The sequence below is a fragment of the Methylobacterium sp. Leaf469 genome, assembly GCF_001424745.1.
Taxonomy (GTDB): domain Bacteria; phylum Pseudomonadota; class Alphaproteobacteria; order Rhizobiales; family Beijerinckiaceae; genus Methylobacterium.
In genome coordinates, this window is record NZ_LMRE01000003.1 from 74,731 (window position 1) to 90,363 (window position 15,633).

14 protein-coding genes are annotated in these 15,633 nt (G+C 69.7%); 7 read left to right on the forward strand and 7 right to left on the reverse strand.

Features of this window, described 5'->3' with window-relative positions; genetic code table 11:
* The first annotated feature begins 58 nt into the window (after positions 1-58).
* The 4 genes from ASG60_RS04830 (at position 59) to ASG60_RS04845 (ending at position 3,557) form a co-directional block, all read left to right on the forward strand.
* Positions 59-265, forward strand: a complete 207-nt coding sequence (locus ASG60_RS04830; RefSeq protein WP_244472917.1) for a ferredoxin — start codon at positions 59-61, stop codon at positions 263-265.
* The gene (locus ASG60_RS04835; RefSeq protein ID WP_056384386.1) at positions 262-1,542 is read left to right on the forward strand and encodes an FAD/NAD(P)-binding oxidoreductase; all 1,281 of its coding nucleotides are present in this window, start codon (positions 262-264) and stop codon (positions 1,540-1,542) included. The genes ASG60_RS04830 and ASG60_RS04835 overlap by 4 nt, the downstream gene beginning before the upstream one ends.
* Positions 1,539-2,786: a cytochrome P450 gene (locus ASG60_RS04840; protein WP_056384387.1), complete on the forward strand. Its 1,248-nt coding sequence runs from the start codon at positions 1,539-1,541 to the stop codon at positions 2,784-2,786. The genes ASG60_RS04835 and ASG60_RS04840 overlap by 4 nt, the downstream gene beginning before the upstream one ends.
* A gap of 168 nt (positions 2,787-2,954) precedes the next feature.
* Positions 2,955-3,557, forward strand: a complete 603-nt coding sequence (locus ASG60_RS04845; protein ID WP_056167758.1) for an AprI/Inh family metalloprotease inhibitor — start codon at positions 2,955-2,957, stop codon at positions 3,555-3,557.
* Positions 3,558-3,567: 10 nt separating this feature from the next.
* Here ASG60_RS04845 and ASG60_RS04850 read toward each other — a convergent pair whose 3' ends face one another.
* The gene (locus tag ASG60_RS04850) at positions 3,568-5,289 is read right to left on the reverse strand and encodes an outer membrane beta-barrel protein (RefSeq protein WP_056384388.1); all 1,722 of its coding nucleotides are present in this window, start codon (positions 5,287-5,289) and stop codon (positions 3,568-3,570) included.
* Positions 5,290-5,618: 329 nt separating this feature from the next.
* Between ASG60_RS04850 and ASG60_RS04855 the strand changes: the two genes are divergently transcribed.
* Entirely contained in the window at positions 5,619-6,575 is a 957-nt protein-coding gene (locus ASG60_RS04855; RefSeq protein ID WP_244476576.1) for a KpsF/GutQ family sugar-phosphate isomerase, read from the forward strand.
* A 104-nt stretch (positions 6,576-6,679) separates the two neighbouring features.
* Here the strand turns inward: ASG60_RS04855 and ASG60_RS04860 are convergent, their stop codons facing one another.
* Positions 6,680-7,741 carry a glycosyltransferase family 61 protein gene (locus tag ASG60_RS04860; protein ID WP_162244773.1) on the reverse strand — a complete coding sequence of 354 codons (1,062 nt, stop codon included), beginning with the start codon at positions 7,739-7,741 and terminating at the stop codon, positions 6,680-6,682.
* A gap of 107 nt (positions 7,742-7,848) precedes the next feature.
* On the opposite strand from ASG60_RS04860, the gene mutL reads away from it, so the two are divergent.
* The gene (mutL, locus tag ASG60_RS04865; RefSeq protein ID WP_056384391.1) at positions 7,849-9,828 is read left to right on the forward strand and encodes a DNA mismatch repair endonuclease MutL; all 1,980 of its coding nucleotides are present in this window, start codon (positions 7,849-7,851) and stop codon (positions 9,826-9,828) included.
* A 54-nt stretch (positions 9,829-9,882) separates the two neighbouring features.
* Here mutL and rsmD read toward each other — a convergent pair whose 3' ends face one another.
* The 3 genes from rsmD to ASG60_RS04880 all read right to left on the reverse strand — a co-directional run bounded on the left by rsmD (position 9,883) and on the right by ASG60_RS04880 (position 13,048).
* Positions 9,883-10,440 carry a 16S rRNA (guanine(966)-N(2))-methyltransferase RsmD gene (gene rsmD, locus ASG60_RS04870; RefSeq protein WP_056384392.1) on the reverse strand — a complete coding sequence of 186 codons (558 nt, stop codon included), beginning with the start codon at positions 10,438-10,440 and terminating at the stop codon, positions 9,883-9,885.
* Positions 10,437-12,683 (reverse strand): pseudouridine synthase, encoded by a 2,247-nt coding sequence (locus ASG60_RS04875; RefSeq protein WP_056384393.1) that lies wholly within the window; start codon positions 12,681-12,683, stop codon positions 10,437-10,439. The genes rsmD and ASG60_RS04875 overlap by 4 nt, the downstream gene beginning before the upstream one ends.
* Before the next feature lie 161 nt (positions 12,684-12,844).
* Positions 12,845-13,048 carry a CsbD family protein gene (locus ASG60_RS04880; RefSeq protein ID WP_056167761.1) on the reverse strand — a complete coding sequence of 68 codons (204 nt, stop codon included), beginning with the start codon at positions 13,046-13,048 and terminating at the stop codon, positions 12,845-12,847.
* 194 nt (positions 13,049-13,242) lie between these two features.
* Here ASG60_RS04880 and ASG60_RS04885 point away from each other — a divergent pair, with 194 nt between their 5' ends.
* Entirely contained in the window at positions 13,243-13,719 is a 477-nt protein-coding gene (locus tag ASG60_RS04885) for a nucleoside deaminase (RefSeq protein WP_056261076.1), read from the forward strand.
* A 2-nt stretch (positions 13,720-13,721) separates the two neighbouring features.
* Here the strand turns inward: ASG60_RS04885 and ASG60_RS04890 are convergent, their stop codons facing one another.
* Complete coding sequence (locus tag ASG60_RS04890) at positions 13,722-14,024, reverse strand: hypothetical protein (protein WP_056261073.1); 303 nt, start codon at positions 14,022-14,024, stop codon at positions 13,722-13,724.
* 91 nt (positions 14,025-14,115) lie between these two features.
* Entirely contained in the window at positions 14,116-15,591 is a 1,476-nt protein-coding gene (locus tag ASG60_RS04895) for an MFS transporter (RefSeq protein WP_056167557.1), read from the reverse strand.
* Between the last annotated feature and the right edge of the window lie 42 nt (positions 15,592-15,633).

Consider the following 15,633-nt stretch of genomic DNA (forward strand, 5'->3'; position numbering starts at 1 on the left):
GAACCACGACCGCATCGGCACCTCGCCGAGCCCCGATCCCTCGCGCGCAGCCGGCGGGCTGCGGGTCAGCGTCGATCTGAATCTGTGCCAAGCCTACGCTCAGTGCTGCTACGCGGCGCCTGAGCATTTCGTGCTGCACGGGGCCGAGGCGCTTCACTACGATCCGGCGCCGTCGGCGGCGGCGCGCCAATCGATCGAGCGCGCCCGCGTCGCGTGCCCGGTCCAGGCGATCCTCGTCGAGGATGCCGGAAGCGGCCGCTCGTGAACCAGGATCACCTCGTCGTCGTGGGTGCGTCGCTGGCCGGATTGCGCGGGGCGGAAGCCGCCCGCAAGGCAGGCTTTGCCGGCCGCCTCACCATCGTCGGCGCGGAGCCCCACCGGCCGTACGACCGTCCACCCCTGTCGAAACAGGTCCTCGGCGGTTCGGTGGCGCCCGGTGCCACGACCCTTCCGATCCTCGAACCGCTCGATGCCGAGTGGCGTCTCGGATCGGCCGTCACCAACCTCGATAGGATTGGGCGGACCATCGATCTCGAAGGCGGTGAGCGCATCGCCTACGATCGCCTTCTCATCGCCACGGGTGCCCGGCCACGACCCTGGCCGGACGCAGCGCAACGCGACCTCGCGGGGATTCATACCCTGCGTGGGCGGGACGACGCGGCGGCCCTGCGCTCCGCGCTCGCGGCACGGCCCGAGCGTGTCCTGGTCGTCGGCGGCGGATTCATCGGCTGTGAGGTCGCCGCCGCCTGCCGTGACCTCGATCTGCCGGTCACCCTGGTGGAGACCGGCCCGACGGTCCTGGCGGCAATCCTCGGCGTCCACCTCGGCTCCGTCGTCGCGGCCCTACACGAGGCGCGCGGTGTCGATCTGCGCTTCGGCAGCGAGGTCGAGGCGTTCGAGGACGACGGCACCGGCCATGTGGTGCGTGCGCGCTTCGCGGACGGACGGACGCTGGAGACAGGGTGCGTGGTGGTGGCCTTGGGGGCCATCCGCAACACCGAATGGCTCGCCGGTTCGGGCCTCGCCTTCGACGAGGGGGGAGTCGATTGCGACGCGGACGGATACGTCCTCGACGCGGAAGGTCGCCCCGACCGGGCGATCGCGGCCGCTGGCGACGTGGCGCGCTTTCCCCACCCCCTCTACGACGGGCGCTTTGTCGCCCTCGAGCATTGGGGGCATGCCGCGGCGCAAGGCGCCCACGCCGCACGTCTGCTCGTGGGACGCGGGACCGGCGAAGCCTACGCCGAGGTACCGGCCTTCTGGTCCTCTCAGGGCGGACTGACGATCAAGTCCGTCGGACTGACGGAGGGGGCGGACGGCCTCGTCATCGCCCAGGGCGACCCGAAGACCGGCCGGTTTCTCGCCCTATACGGCCGCGCAGGTCGCTGCATCGCGGCCGTCTCCTTCGATTCCGTACGCTGGCTTCCGGCCTATGCCGAGATGGTGGCGTCCCGGGCGCCGTTTCCGCCCCCTGGGGGCGCGGTGGACCAGAGTCGCCTGACCATGCTGACGCCGGGGTTTCCCGGAGAGGACGATCGATGAGCGACGCGACCCTGTTCGAACAGATCAAGGACGAGGCCAACCGCGTCGATCCCTATCCGCTGTTCGCCCGCCTGCGCGAGACCCCCGTATCGCGTCAATCCGACGGCACCTACGTCGCCGCGACACATGCGGCGATCACCCGGTTGCTGCACGATCCGCGCGTCAGCTCCGAGACCCTGCCGCCGGCCGACCGGCCGAAGACCGGCAATCCGATCTCCGACTGGATCGTCAAGCCGATCCGCGATCGGATCACCGATACGCACCGGCCGTTCATCTTCCGCGATCCGCCCGACCACGACACCCTGCGCCGGGCGGTGATGCACGAGTTCACGCAGGCGCGCGTCCAGGCGCTGCGCGACCGTTCGCACGGTCTCGTCGATGAGATCCTGGACAAGCATGCCGGGTCGCGGAGCTTCGATATCGTCGACGATCTCGCCTATCCGCTGCCGGTGACCATCATCTGCGAATTGCTCGGGATCCCGACGGAGGACGAACCGCAGTTTCACGGCTGGGCGACGCAACTCGCCACGGCGCTCGAACCCGACACCATGGCGGACAAGGAGGCCCGCTCTGAGAACAGCCGGACCTTCGAGACCATCTCCGACTACATGACGGGCCTGATCAAGGAGAAGCGCCGGCATCCCAAGGACGACATGCTGTCGGGGCTTGCCGTCGCGGGCGTTCCGGGCGTGCCGCAGATGGGGGATTACGATCTCATCGCGACGTCGATCCTGATGCTCGTGGCGGGTCACGAGACCACCGTGAACCTGATCACCAACGCCATGCTGGCGCTCCTGCGGAACCCCGATGAGTTGGTGCGCCTGCGCGACGACCCCGCCCGTGCGCCGCGCCTCATCGAGGAAGTCCAGCGCTACGATCCGCCCGTGCAATTCCGAACCCGACGGGCCCTCACGGATATCGCCATCGGCGGCGTGACGATCCCGGAGGGCGCTGACATCGTTCTTCTCCTCGCATCGGGCAACCGCGATCCGGCGGTGTTCACGGAGCCCGATCGCTTCGATCCCGATCGGAGCGGAGTCCGTCATCTCGGCTTCGGCGGGGGACTGCACTATTGCGTCGGGGCACCGCTCGCCCGCTTCGAGGCGGAGGCCGCTCTGACAGCCCTGGCTCGCCGCCTCCGCAACCCACGCCTCCCGGCCGATCCGCCTCCATACCGGCCCGGCTCGGCCTTGCGCGGGCCGAAACACCTCAGGCTCGCCATCGATGGCATCGCCCCGTCCTGAGGCGACAGTCTTGAGGCGTCCCGGCCACACCGGGGCGCAAACTCGCCGCCCCGCACGGGAATCCCCACGACCGAGATAGGCGTGCCTTGCGGCCATCGCATTTGACGGTGAGGCACCCAGCACAGGGGCCGTGTCCACGACCCCGAGATGTTCGGGATTTGCCACAAGATGCCGCGTCCGCTCCTGTCGACCGTCGCCGTCCTGGCGCTCACTGCCGGCCTCGGCGCCTGCGCTTCGTCGCGCCTGGAAGGTCAGCCCCGCAACCGTGGGCTCGGGCCTCAGGCCGCCCTGGATATGTCGGTGCCGGCCATGCCCTCCGCCCCCATCACGTCCGCGCCTCTGGCACCCCCGCCGGGGGCAGCCGCCGCCGTGGACGCCCCTCCGCCCGTCGGTGCGGACGTCGCCGTGGTACCCGCGACCCCCGTCATCGCGCCCGAGCCGAGCGTGGCGTCCGTCGCCCCGCCGGCTCCGCCGCCCGTGGTGGTGGCTTCGGGGCGATCCTCCGTGGTTGGCAACTGGACCGCCAAGGACGCGACGGGCGCGAGCTGCAGGGTGTCCCTGTCGAGCGCCCCGGCCCTCGATCTCTACAAGGCCAGCGCCGCCGCCTGTCCGAACAAGGATCTGTCCAAGGTGACCGCCTGGGATTACCGCGACGGTGAGGTCTACCTCTATCAGCCCGGCGGCACCGTGACGGCCCGCCTGCGTCAGGGCGGCGGCGCCCTCGATGGGGCGCTTTCGAAGTCCGGCGCGTCCCTGGCGATGGTGCGCTGAAGCCGGCGCGTCAGGGGTTCACCCGCAGACCGAGCAGCCACGTGTTGGAGTGGAAGCTCGACGTGGCGATCGAACTGTCGACCTGCTGGTAGACGTAGGTGCCGCGCATGGTCAGCCACCGGTTGAAGCGGTAGTCGATCCGCGCCGTACCGGAGAATCCACGGTCGGAGATGTTCACCCGGTCGTAGTCGCTGGCCACGAAGGTGAGCCCGCCGATGAGCGAGAGGTTGCGCAAGAGATCGTGCTGGACTTCCAGTGTGACGGCCTGGGTACGCACGCCGCTGGAGCCCGCGACGGACGTCTCGACGATCCCGGCCGTCGCGTTGAGACGAACCGCCGTGAGGGGACTGACCGTCCACAGCAGGGATGCGTTGAGGACCGGAGCGGTGAGGTCGCGCAGGTTCGGGTCGTTGTAGGTGCGGTGCTGCAACCCGGCCGAGACCTCGCCCGCGAGGAAGCGCGTCAGTGCGATGCTGCTGCCCGCCGAGAGGGTCAGCCCATCGGAATCGCGCCGCGTGCCGGTGGAATCGACCCGCAGGTCGTAGACGCGGGTGTCGGCGAGAACGTCGACGAACGGAGTGAGACTGGGCGAGATCTCGTAGCCGGCCCGGAGCTGCAGGCCGTACTGGTTCAGGTTGCGGTCGCTCTGGGTGATGATCGTGCCATCGGTCAGTCGGGCATCCTCGAACTGCGAACGATCGAGGAGGCCGCGCAGCGAGACCTGGACGCGATTGAACACCTCCGTCACGCCGACCGTGGTTCCGTAGCTCATGACGAGGGGGCGCGTCGCCGCGCCGATGTTGAGGTCGGGCGTGCCGGTGCGTTGCGTCTCGATGAGAAAGCGGCCTTCGACGTCGATGCGGGTGTCGCGGTTGGCGTCGATCCGCAATCGGGTCACGCCGAGGCCGTTGGGCCGGCTCGCCGCGTCGTTGTCCGGAAACTCGAGGTACGAGCCGCGCAACTCGCCGGTCAACTGGCTCGACGACCAGTCGCTGCGGAAGGCGAGGTCCGCTTCCGTTCGCAGCGCCACCGACGGCCTGACGGCCTGACGCGTGGTTTGATCGGGGTTGGTGTCGTAGCCGAAGCTCTGCTCGAAGCCCGGCAGGAACGTGAAGGTGCCGAGCTTGATCCCGAGTGGGGCATAGGCCGGGTCGACGGCCAGCGGCTGGCGCAGGCTGCCGCCGAAAAGGAAGCCCGGGGTCTGGATTCCGGCGAGCGGCAGAAGCGTGGGAAGGGAGGTCGGGAGGGGGACGCCGACCACGGGCGTCCGGATGACCGGGGTGAGCCGGAGATCGGTGGGCGATATCTGAGTGATCTGGCGCGTGATCCGGGTCGTGGCCGATCCAAAACGGCGGGCCGGCGCCGCTCGACGACGGAGCACGGCGCCGAGGTCACGGTTGTTCGGTCCGCTCGACGCACCGGACACCCGCGTACCGCCGGCCGCGCGGTTCGGGATCCGCAGTCCGGCTCCGGACTCTCCCCCCGCTGCATCGCCGCTTCCCGCTACACCCGCACCGCTATCGGAAGCCGGCGGGATGCGTGGCGAGGCAGCGTCGGTTGCCGTTGCGTCGGCGAGGGGGTCGGTCTGGGCCGTGGTGCCGAAGCTCGGAGCCGTGTTGCCGCGCGAGACCTGCGCCGCGACGGTGCCGGTGCCGGCGAGGACGGCCACCGCCGTCAGGGCGAGGCCGGGCAGGCTCCGCTTTCGCCACTCACCCGTCGGCCGCACACGCATCACGGACCATCGTCCTTCGAGGCGAAGCCGGACGTCCCCACATCCGGGAGCGCCCCGGCCTCGGGGGGATCGCCCCGTTGGAAACGGGTGGATCATGGTTAAAACCGCTACAACCGACTGGGTTAATGCGGCGTCAACGGCGCTTCCCGACAGGGCGCCGTCCTCGGCGCCCGGGCCGCCGTGCGACCACATTCGCGCGCCATAGGCGCGGCATGGAGGACCGCCGGACGGCCTCGGGTTCAAGGAGACGGGGTGGAATGCCGCCAGCGAACACGGCCCTGGACGGGGCGTCGGCGATTGATGGTGCGATCGACGGTGTGACGCCGGCCATGGCTTCCGCCCTGCGCACCATCGGAACCGAGCGCGATGGGCTCGCGTGCCTGATGGAGGCCATCGGCAACGGTCTCGGCGATCCGTTCACGGCGGCAGTGGCTCGCCTCAGCCGTGCCAAGGGCCGGGCGATCCTTACGGGAATGGGCAAGTCCGGTCATATCGGACGCAAGATCGCCGCGACTTTCGCATCCACCGGAACGCCGGCCCTCTACGTTCATCCGGCGGAGGCGAGCCATGGGGACCTCGGGATGATCCAGCCCGAGGACGTCGTGGTGGCGCTGTCGTGGTCGGGCGAGACCACGGAACTCGCCGACATCATCGGCTACGCCCGTCGCTACCGTGTCGGCCTCATCGCCATCACGGCCAATCCGGGCTCAACCCTCGGACGGGAGGCCGATGTCTGCCTGACCCTGCCGAAAGCCCGCGAGGCCTGCCCCAATGGGCTCGCCCCCACCACGTCGACGGCCATGCAGTTGGCACTGGGCGACGCGCTGGCCGTCGCGTTGCTCGAAGCCCGCGGCTTCTCGGCCCGTGAATTCGGCATCTACCATCCGGGCGGCCGCCTTGGCGCATCCCTGCGTCAGGTCCGGGAGGTGATGCACACGGGAGAGCGCCTGCCCGTGGTTCCGCGCGGCACGCCCATGCGCGCGGCCATCCGCGAAATCGACTCCAAGGGCTTCGGCTCGGTCCTCGTGGTCGATCACGAAGGGCGACTCGCCGGCATCGTCACCGACGGCGACCTGCGCCGCAATGTCTTCCGCAGCGACCTCGACAGCCTCGCCGTAGAAGCCCTGATGAGCGGGACGCCGCGCACGGTGGTGCCGGAAACCCTTCTGGCGAAGGCCCTCGAGATCCAGGAATCGATGAAGATCACCACCCTGGTGGTGATCGAGGACGGTCGCCCCGTGGGCCTCGTCCACTACCACGACCTTCTGCGCGCCGGCGTCGCCTGACGGCGAGAGCATCGGCCCGCAGGGTGGAAACGGGCTACCCGGGGAACCGGTACAACGACGACGGGTTCGGGCGTCGTCGCGGAGACGGTAAGCAGGACGATGCCCTAGCGGCGTCTGAGCCAGCGCGCGACCCGTTCAGCGAGCGGGCCCTGTGCGATCCGGCGGCGGGCGGCGTCCTGGTCCGCATCGATGGCGTCGAGATCGTCGAAGTGGGCGGCACGGTGCACGAGATCCTCGGCGACCGCGTCCGGGTCAGGCACCCACCATCCGAAATGGAACCCCTCGTCCGGACCGGATTCGGTGCCGACGGGATGGTAATACCGCCCCCGCGTGTGGTTCAGGGCGTCGAGCAGGGGAAAGTTCGCATTGAGGTGCGGGGCCCAGTTGAGGCCGAGGATGCGCCGGCCTGGCGCGGCGAAGGCCGCCGTATGGAAGGCCGAGCCCGTCGTGCCCATCACCACCCGACGCTCCGAGAACAGCCGCACGAGGTCGGGCAGTCCGAGCCTCTCCGGATAGACGATATCGACACCGCGCCGGACGAGCGCCGCTTCCAGCGCCGCCTCGTTGCGCAGGCGCGAGATACCGACGACCAACCTGGCCTTCGACAGGTAGGCGGGACGCGCCGTACCATCCACCACGGTATTTTGCCAGAACGGGCGGCCGATGGCTTGGACGAGGCCGGCATGGACCGCGTGTGCGAAGGCCTGTTCCTTCAGGCTCGGTGCCGGCAGGACGAGGTGCGGGATGCGGGTCGGCCGATCGAAACGGATCACAGCGTCTGGGGTCAGGCCGAAGGCTGCCAGGATCGGGGCCAGGAAGGGTAGGGCGGCCGGATCGCCGGTGGCGTGGCAGAGCAAGCGCGGGGGCGGGCCGCGCCAGTCGAGGAGAGGCCAGAGTCGGCCGAGCGTGCCGACGAGGAAGTGCCCGTAATGCGCGGCGAGGGCGCCGAGATAGAGGTGCGGAACCGCGTCGGCGCAAGCCTCAGCCTTCGCTTGCGAACCGCCGGCGCCCTCGAGGAGGGCGCCATCCGGACCGGTCAGGTTCCAGGGCGCTGTCCCGATGTCCGGACGGTAGATCGCATCGGTCACGACGCGTAGGGCCGGCGGGGCGGCGATGCGGTCGGTCCGCCCCCAAACCACACGGCAGCGCTCCAGCGTATCCGTCACCCCATGCCTCGTCGCCGTCAGGACATTCTCTCGGTCCATGCGGGAGAGCGCGCCGGGAGTCGGCCGTTCACCTTCCGGCCGTCGGCAGGCGGTCGTATAGTCCCGCCATGCCCCTCGCGCCATCCCGCCCCCTCGCACCGGTCCGCCGCCTCGATCCCATCCTCGTTGATCGCATCGCGGCGGGCGAGGTGGTGGAGCGTCCGGCCTCCGCCGTGAAGGAACTCGTGGAGAACGCCATCGATGCGGGCGCGAGGAGCATCGAAGTCACCATCGAGGGCGGGGGTCGGCGCCTCATCCGGGTGGTCGACGACGGCGCCGGCATGGATGCCCAGGATCTCGCCCTGGCGGTGGAGCGCCACGCCACCTCGAAGCTGCCCGACGGCGACCTCACCCGGATCGACACCCTCGGCTTTCGCGGCGAAGCGCTGCCGTCCATCGGCGCCGTGGCCCGGCTGACCCTCACGAGCCGCACGGCGGAAGGCGAGACTGGGCACAGCCTCACGGTGGATGCGGGCGTGCGCGGTGAGGTGCGACCGGCGCCGAGTCCGCGCGGGACCCGTATCGAAGTCGCGGACCTCTTCTCGGCGACGCCGGCCCGCCTCAAGTTTCTCAAATCCGACCGTGCCGAGACGGCGGCCATCAGCGAGGGCTTGCGTCGCCTCGCAGTGGCCGAGCCCGGCATTCGCCTTGTTCTCCGCGCGGAGGGTGGCAGCCCCATCGTCTTCCCAGCCGAGAGCGAAGGCGGACCCGCCGCCGTGCTGCGACGCCTGACGGCGGTGCTCGGTCCGGAGTTCGGCGCTAACGCGATCCCCCTCGACATGGCGCGGGAGGGTTTCGCGCTCTCCGGCCATGTCGGTCTGCCGAGCTTCCACCGGGGCAACGCGAACCAGATCCATTTCACCGTGAACGGCCGGCCCGTGCGCGACCGCCTGCTGCTCGGTGCCGTGCGGGGCGCCTACGCCGACACCATGAGTTCCGATCGCCATCCCGTGCTCGCCCTGTCGATCACGTGCGACCCGGCCTTCGTCGATGTGAACGTCCATCCGGCCAAGACCGAGGTGCGGTTTCGCGATGCGGCCCTCGTGCGCGGTCTCATCGTCAGCGCGATCCACGAGGCGCTGCGCCGTGCCGGCGCCCGTACGGCGACGACGACGACGGCGCGCACCCTCGACGCCCTCCGATCGGAGCCACTGCCGACGGGTTCCGAGGCAGCCCACGGCGAGCCGAACGAAGGGCGCTCGCTGCAGGCGCATACGGGGTGGGGTGCGCGGCCGTCCGCATCGCCGCCCCTGCCGCGTGGCCTGCCGTCGTTCGGTGCCCCGGGGCGCTTCCCGGCGGCCCGGGACGGGACGCCGTTCCGGGCCGGTTTCGACGAGGCACCCCAGGCTGCCTTCACCCACGATTTCGCCCCGCCGAGCGCCGATCTGCGCCGTGAGGGCGCGGCACATCTCGAAGAGGCGGAGGCCGCCGCCGACCATCCGCTCGGCGCAGCGCGGGCTCAGCTTCACGAAACCTACATCGTCGCCCAAACCCGGGACGGCCTCGTGCTGGTCGATCAGCACGCCGCGCATGAGCGCCTCGTCTACGAGCGGCTGAAGCGCGAGCGCGCGGGTGGCGGTGTCGCCCGCCAAGGCCTGCTGATTCCCGATGTGGTCGAGATGGCGCCCGACGATGCCGCCCGCCTCCTCGACGCCGCGCCGGACCTCGAGCGCCTCGGGCTCACACTCGAGGCCTTCGGCACCGGAGCCGTGCTCGTCCGCGAAGTGCCGGCGGTCCTCGCCGGCGCCTCGACCCGAACCCTCGTCATCGATATCCTCGACGCCCTGGCGGGCAGCGGACTGGAGGACGGCGGCCTCGACGGACGCGACGGGGGCGGTGGTCCCCTCAGCCGACGCCTCGATGCCATCCTGTCCCGAATGAGTTGCCACGGCTCGATCCGCGCGGGCCGGCGCCTGCGTCCGGAGGAGATGAACGCGCTCCTGCGGGAGATGGAGGCGACGCCCCTGTCGAGCACGTGCAACCACGGTCGCCCGACTTACGTTGCTCTGAAGCTCGCCGACATCGAGCGGTTGTTCGGCCGGCGTTGAGCTTACCGCTTGGGGATGCCGACCCTCGAACAAGCCGAGGCCCGCGAAAAAGCGTCAGCCGGTGAAGCGGACGAAAGCCACGGCGGTGTCGCCATAGACCCGGCGTTCCAGCTCGCGAAAATCCGGCGGCAGAGTGATGGTGACGGTCGCGGTCTCCTCGACCACCACCAGGGCGTTGGGGACGAGCCACCCCCCGGAGGCCGCCGAGGCCAAGGCCGCGGGAGCGAGATCACGCCCGTACGGCGGATCGCAGAAGACGAGCCCGAAAGTGCCGCTGGTGCCGACGGGCCCGAGGCGGGTCGCGTCCCGGCGAAACAGCCGGGTCCGCCCCTCAGCGCCGAACGCTTCGATATTCTCTCGGATCAAGCCGCGTGCCTCCGCCCCCTCGTCGACGAGGAGCGCATAGGCGGCCCCCCGTGACAGGGCTTCGAAACTGAGCGCCCCCGTCCCGGCGAAGAGATCGAGAACTCGCGCGCCCACGACCGCGTCGTCGTAGGCGTGCGTCAGCACGTTGAAGACCGCTTCCCGTAGGCGGTCCGATGTCGGACGGATGGCCTCGGTTTTCGGGGTGGCGAGGCGGCGACCGCGCTGGTCACCGCCGACGATCCTCACCGGCTACCGCCGCGCGGCGGGCGACCCGCGCCGCCGCCGGGCTTGCCGGCCGAGCCACCGCGACCGCCAAAGCCACCAGGTTTGGCTCCGCCGACGCGACCCGCGCCGCCGGCCTTGAACCCACCCGGCTTGCCACCGCTGCCGCCGGGCTTGCCGCCACCGGGCTTGCCGAAACCGCCAGGCTTGCCGAAACCGCCGGGTTTTCCGCCGGCCTTGAATCCACCCGGCTTGTCCCCGGGACGGAAGCCGCCGCGATCGGCCCCGGAGCGCTCAGCACCGATGTCGCGATCCCCGCCGCCGGAGCGTTCGCCCCCCTTGAAGCCACCCGCCTTGAAGCCGCCGGGCTTGAAGCCGTCAGGCTTGCCCCCACCCGCGCGGAACCCGCCGGGACGATCGTCGCCACCCCGGAATCCGGCGGGCTTGTCGCCTTGGAAACCGGATGGCTTGTCGCCCCGCGGCGCGCCTCGGTTGAACGCCGGGCGCTCGCCTCTCTCGGCGAATCCTCCGCCATCGCGTGGCTTGAAGGTGCGCGGACGTTCGTCGCTACCCCGGGGAGGACCACGCCGCTCGGCATTGTCCGGTCGGGCGAAGGGACGGGGCGCACCCTGGCCGCGGGGAGCGTCGTCCCGGCGCTGGGGCCGGGCATCGGCGTCGAAGCGGCGCTGTGGGCGCTCGGCGGCTTCGTTCTGGCGCGCGGCACGGGCATCGGCCTGACGAACCGTACGCACCGGACGTTCACCGGCCGCAGCATCGTCGCGACGGGCACCGCGATCGCGGCGATGCGGCTCGGGCGCCGGCTCCTGCGGACTGGCCTTCAGGCGTTCGACCAGCACGCGGCGATCACCCGTGCCAATGGAGCCGACCCGCTCGCGGCCCCGCGCGGCAGCAACCTCCCGCTCGGCCTTCGGATCGGCGCCCCGGCGGGGAATCTTCACCCGGCGCGGGCCATCGTCCTGCGGAGCCTCATCCTCGGCGCGCCAGACGGAGCGGCGCGGGCCTGCGCTGTTGCCGCCGGTGGGCACACGCGCGGGTGCGGTCGGCTTGTACATGGGGCGGTCGCCCCCCCGCGATGCGCCACGATCGGCGCCGCGCTGAGGCCGAGCCTCGCCGTCGTCGAAGTCGCGGCGTTCACGCTGCTGGGCGGCCGAAGCGCTACGCGCGGGCTGCTTCGATTGCTGTTTTGGCGACCCGAACGGCGCGATGGGCTCGCGAACCGGGCTTTCGAAATCGACACCCGCCTGCTCGGACAGGCCGGGGCCAAGCTGTTCCTTCAGGACCTTGGTGCGAATTTCCTCGGTCAGGCCGGCTTCGAGGTCTCCGAGCTGAAACGGCCCGAAGGAGAGGCGAATCAGCCGGTTCACGGCGAGCCCGAGGTGCTCGAGGATCCGTTTGACTTCGCGATTCTTTCCCTCGCGAAGGCCCAGCGTCAGCCACAGATTGTCCCCGGATGCCCGGTCGAGCACCGCGTCGATGGGGCCGTAATCCATCCCGTCGATGGTCACCCCCTTCCGCAGCTTGTCGAGTTCGGCCTGGGTCGTGTCGCCGTGGGCCCGGACGCGGTAGCGGCGCAGCCAACCCGTATCAGGGTGAGCGATGACCTTCGCGAGACCACCGTCGTTGGTGAGGAGCAGCAGGCCCTCGGTGTTGATGTCGAGACGGCCGATGGCCACGACCCGAGGCAGATCCTCCGGCAGCGCCTCGAACACCGTCTGGCGCCCCTCCGGATCGCGAGCCGTCGTCACCAGACCGCGCGGCTTATGGTAGATCCACAGGCGGGTGCGTTCGCGCTCGGGCAGCGGATCGCCATCGACGGTGATCTCGTCGGCGGCGGTCACGTTGATGGCTGGCGAGGTCAGGATCTTGCCGTTCAGGGTCACCCGGCCCTGCTCGATCATCAACTCGACGTCCCGGCGCGACGCGATGCCGGCCCTGGCGATGGCCTTGGCGATGCGCTCACCCTCATGGGTCGATGCCGTACCTTCCGGCTCGTCGGCTTCTCCCGCAGCCGGCTTACCGGCGGGCTTTGCCGCGGCAGGCGCCGTGGGCTTGCGCCGGAGGGGCGCGTCGCCGCCGCGCGAAGGCATCGCGGCCTTGCGCACCTTCGGCTGTTCCTCGGCCGAGGGGCCCGGTACGCCGGCATCGGTTGCGGGTGACCAGGGGGCTGCTTCGGCCTGCGTCGATACGGAAGGTGTGGCGGGCGTGTCGTCGGACCCGCCCGTCTTGTCGTCGATGTTGTCGCTCATCGTGCCCCCATAACAGAGCAGGGGCGCCGTTGCGAGATATCCCGATCGACAGCCGCTTCCCGACCGTGCAGGCGCACGAACGCGAAAAGGCGGCCCAAAGGCCGCCCTTCCGGATTTCTGCGTCACCAACCTCTGCTGGGACGCTCACGCCAAAACAAGGTTCAGATCTTGCTCTTCACCGTGTCGGCGGCATTCTTGATGCCGTCCTTGGCATCGCCCACAGTCTTCTGGGTCTCACCCTTCAGTTCCTGGGCTTTTCCCTCGGCCTTGAGCTTGTCATTATCGGTCGCGTTGCCGATACCTTGCTTGATGTTGCCGATGGCCTCGTTGGCGACGCCCTTGATCTTGTCGGTGGTGCTGCTCATCGTGAGACCCTCTTTCGAAACGGGCGGCTCGGCCGCGTTGCACATCAAACGGTACCAGCTCGACTGTTGTTCCCATCTCACGCTCGGCAGAACCACACCGGGCGCGATAAAAGCCAACATTTGTTCGGGTCGCGGCGACCCGACTGGACGGGATGCATTGGTTCGGGTCGCGTCGACCCGACTGTACGGGATGGATGTCTGTGCGCTTTCCTTTCGACACCGATGATCCTTTGGGACACGCCTTCGACGCTGCCCGTCATGCGGCGCTGGAAGGGGAGGTGCCAGTGGGCGCGGTGGTGGTCCTGGACGGTCGGGTGGTCGCCAAGGCGCACAATCGTCCCCGTGCCCTCAAGGACCCGACGGCGCATGCGGAGATTCTTGCGATCCGCGCCGCCTGCACGGCGCTCGGCACGGAACGTCTGACGGATTGCGATCTCTACGTGACCCTCGAGCCCTGCCCGATGTGTGCGGGCGCGATATCGTTCGCCCGGATTCGCCGCCTGTACTTTGGGGCTTACGACCCGAAAGGCGGCGGTGTCGAGCATGGCCCGAGGGTCTTCAACCAGCCGACCTGCCACCACGCACCGGAGGTGTACGGCGGGTTTCGCGAGGCCGAAGCCGCCGCACTCCTGCGGGGGTTCTTCCAGGCGCGCCGCGACGGAGAAGGGTAGCCTCAGCTTCCGCCGCCGCCACCGCCGCCGGTGTTGCCGATCGGTTTCGTGTTCTGCTCGGCGTTGCCGCTGGCGCCGGAATTGTTCGAGCGGGTCTCCGCGCCCGTGGCACCCGGGGCCACCGAGCCGATCGAGCCCGGGCCGCCATTGTCGATCCCACCCGGTTTCACCACCGGCGTATCGGATGTCCCGGGCGTCGTGATCCTGGGCGGCCCCGGCTGACGGATCTCGGCGGGGCCGGTACCCTGTGCGAGAGCCGAGGTTGCGAAGACGAGGGCAGTGGACGTCAGGAGAAAGCTGCGCATCGATGGGGGTCCTGCTCAGAGTTCCGAAAATCCGTACTCCACCAACACCGTGTGAGAGCTCCGGTTGCAGCTCGCCCGGCATCACGAAACCTCACGCCGCGGCAAGCGGCTTCGAGACGTCTTCCAGCGACTTGCCTTCGGCGGCCGTGCCCCAGATGCCACCGACGATGGCTGCGATCGCCATGAGCGTTGCACCGATGGCGTAGCCGATGAGGACATTGTCCCGCGACCCCGTCTCCACGAGGGCGCCGAACAGGAGCGGCCCCGAAACGCCACCGATCCCGGTGCCGAGCGCGTAGAACACCGCGATGGCCAGCGCCCGGATCTCCAGGGGGAAGGTCTCTGCCACGGTGAGGTAGGCCGCGCTCGCGGCGGCGGAGGCGAAGAAGAACACCACCATCCAGGCCGCCGTCTGGCCGACGGGGCCGAACACTTCGATCTTGAACAGGTAGCCGGTGATGGTCAGCAACACCGCCGAGATGCCGTAGGTGAAGGCGATCATCTGGCGGCGGCCCCAGGTGTCGAACAGGCGTCCCAGCAGCAGCGGGCCGAGGAAGGAGCCCAGCGCGAAGGGGAGCAGGTACCAACCGACATGATCGCCCGGAACGCCGTAAAAGCGCTGGAGCACGAGGGCGTAGGTGAAGAACAGAGCGTTGTAGAAGAACGCCTGCGCCACCATCAGGGCGAGGCCGACGAGGGTCTGCTTGCGGTGGCCGCCCAGCATGGTGCCGAACACTTCACCCAAGGGGGTGTGGCTGCGGGTCCTCAACTTCATGCGCTTGGCCGGATCGACGGGCGGCAGGGTCAGACCCTCGTCGATGAAGCGCTTCTCGATACCGGTGACGACCCGGTCGGCCTCGGCCACGTAGCCGTGGGTGGCGAGCCAGCGCGGGCTTTCGGGAATCCAGGTCCGCAGGAGCAGGATCACGAGGCCGATGCCGCCGCCGACGAAGAAGGCGATGCGCCAGCCCCAGGCCGGGTCGATCATGCCCGGGCGCAGGACGGCGATGGACAGGAAAGAGCCAAGGGCGGCGCCGATCCAGAACGACCCGTTGATGACGAGGTCGGTCCAGCCGCGCACGCGGGCGGGGACGAGTTCCTGGATCGTCGAGTTGATGGCCGTGTACTCGCCACCGATGCCCGCCCCGGTGAGGAAGCGGAAGATGCAGAAACTCCAGATGTTCCAGGAGAGGCCCGTGGCGGCGGTGGCCGCGAGGTAGAGGGCTAGGGTGATGAAGAAGAGTTTCTTGCGCCCGATGCGGTCCGTGAGCCAGCCGAACCCGAGGGCGCCGACGACGGCACCCACGAGGTAGGAACTCGCCGCCAAGCCGATGTCGAACTCCGTAAAACTCATGGGCGCGGCGCGGAGTGCGCCGACGAGGGAGCCGGCCAGGGTCACTTCGAGCCCGTCCAGAACCCACGTGATCCCCAGCGCCACGATGACGAGGACGTGGAATCGTCCCCAGGGCAGGCGGTCGAGGCGGGCGGCGATGTCGGTGTCGATGACGGTGCCCATGGGCACCCGCTCCGGCGTAGGGCCGGACGCGGTCTCTGCCTTGGTCGCCATCGATACCTCGTTAAGCGTATTGGGACTGAAGTGTGGGCAATC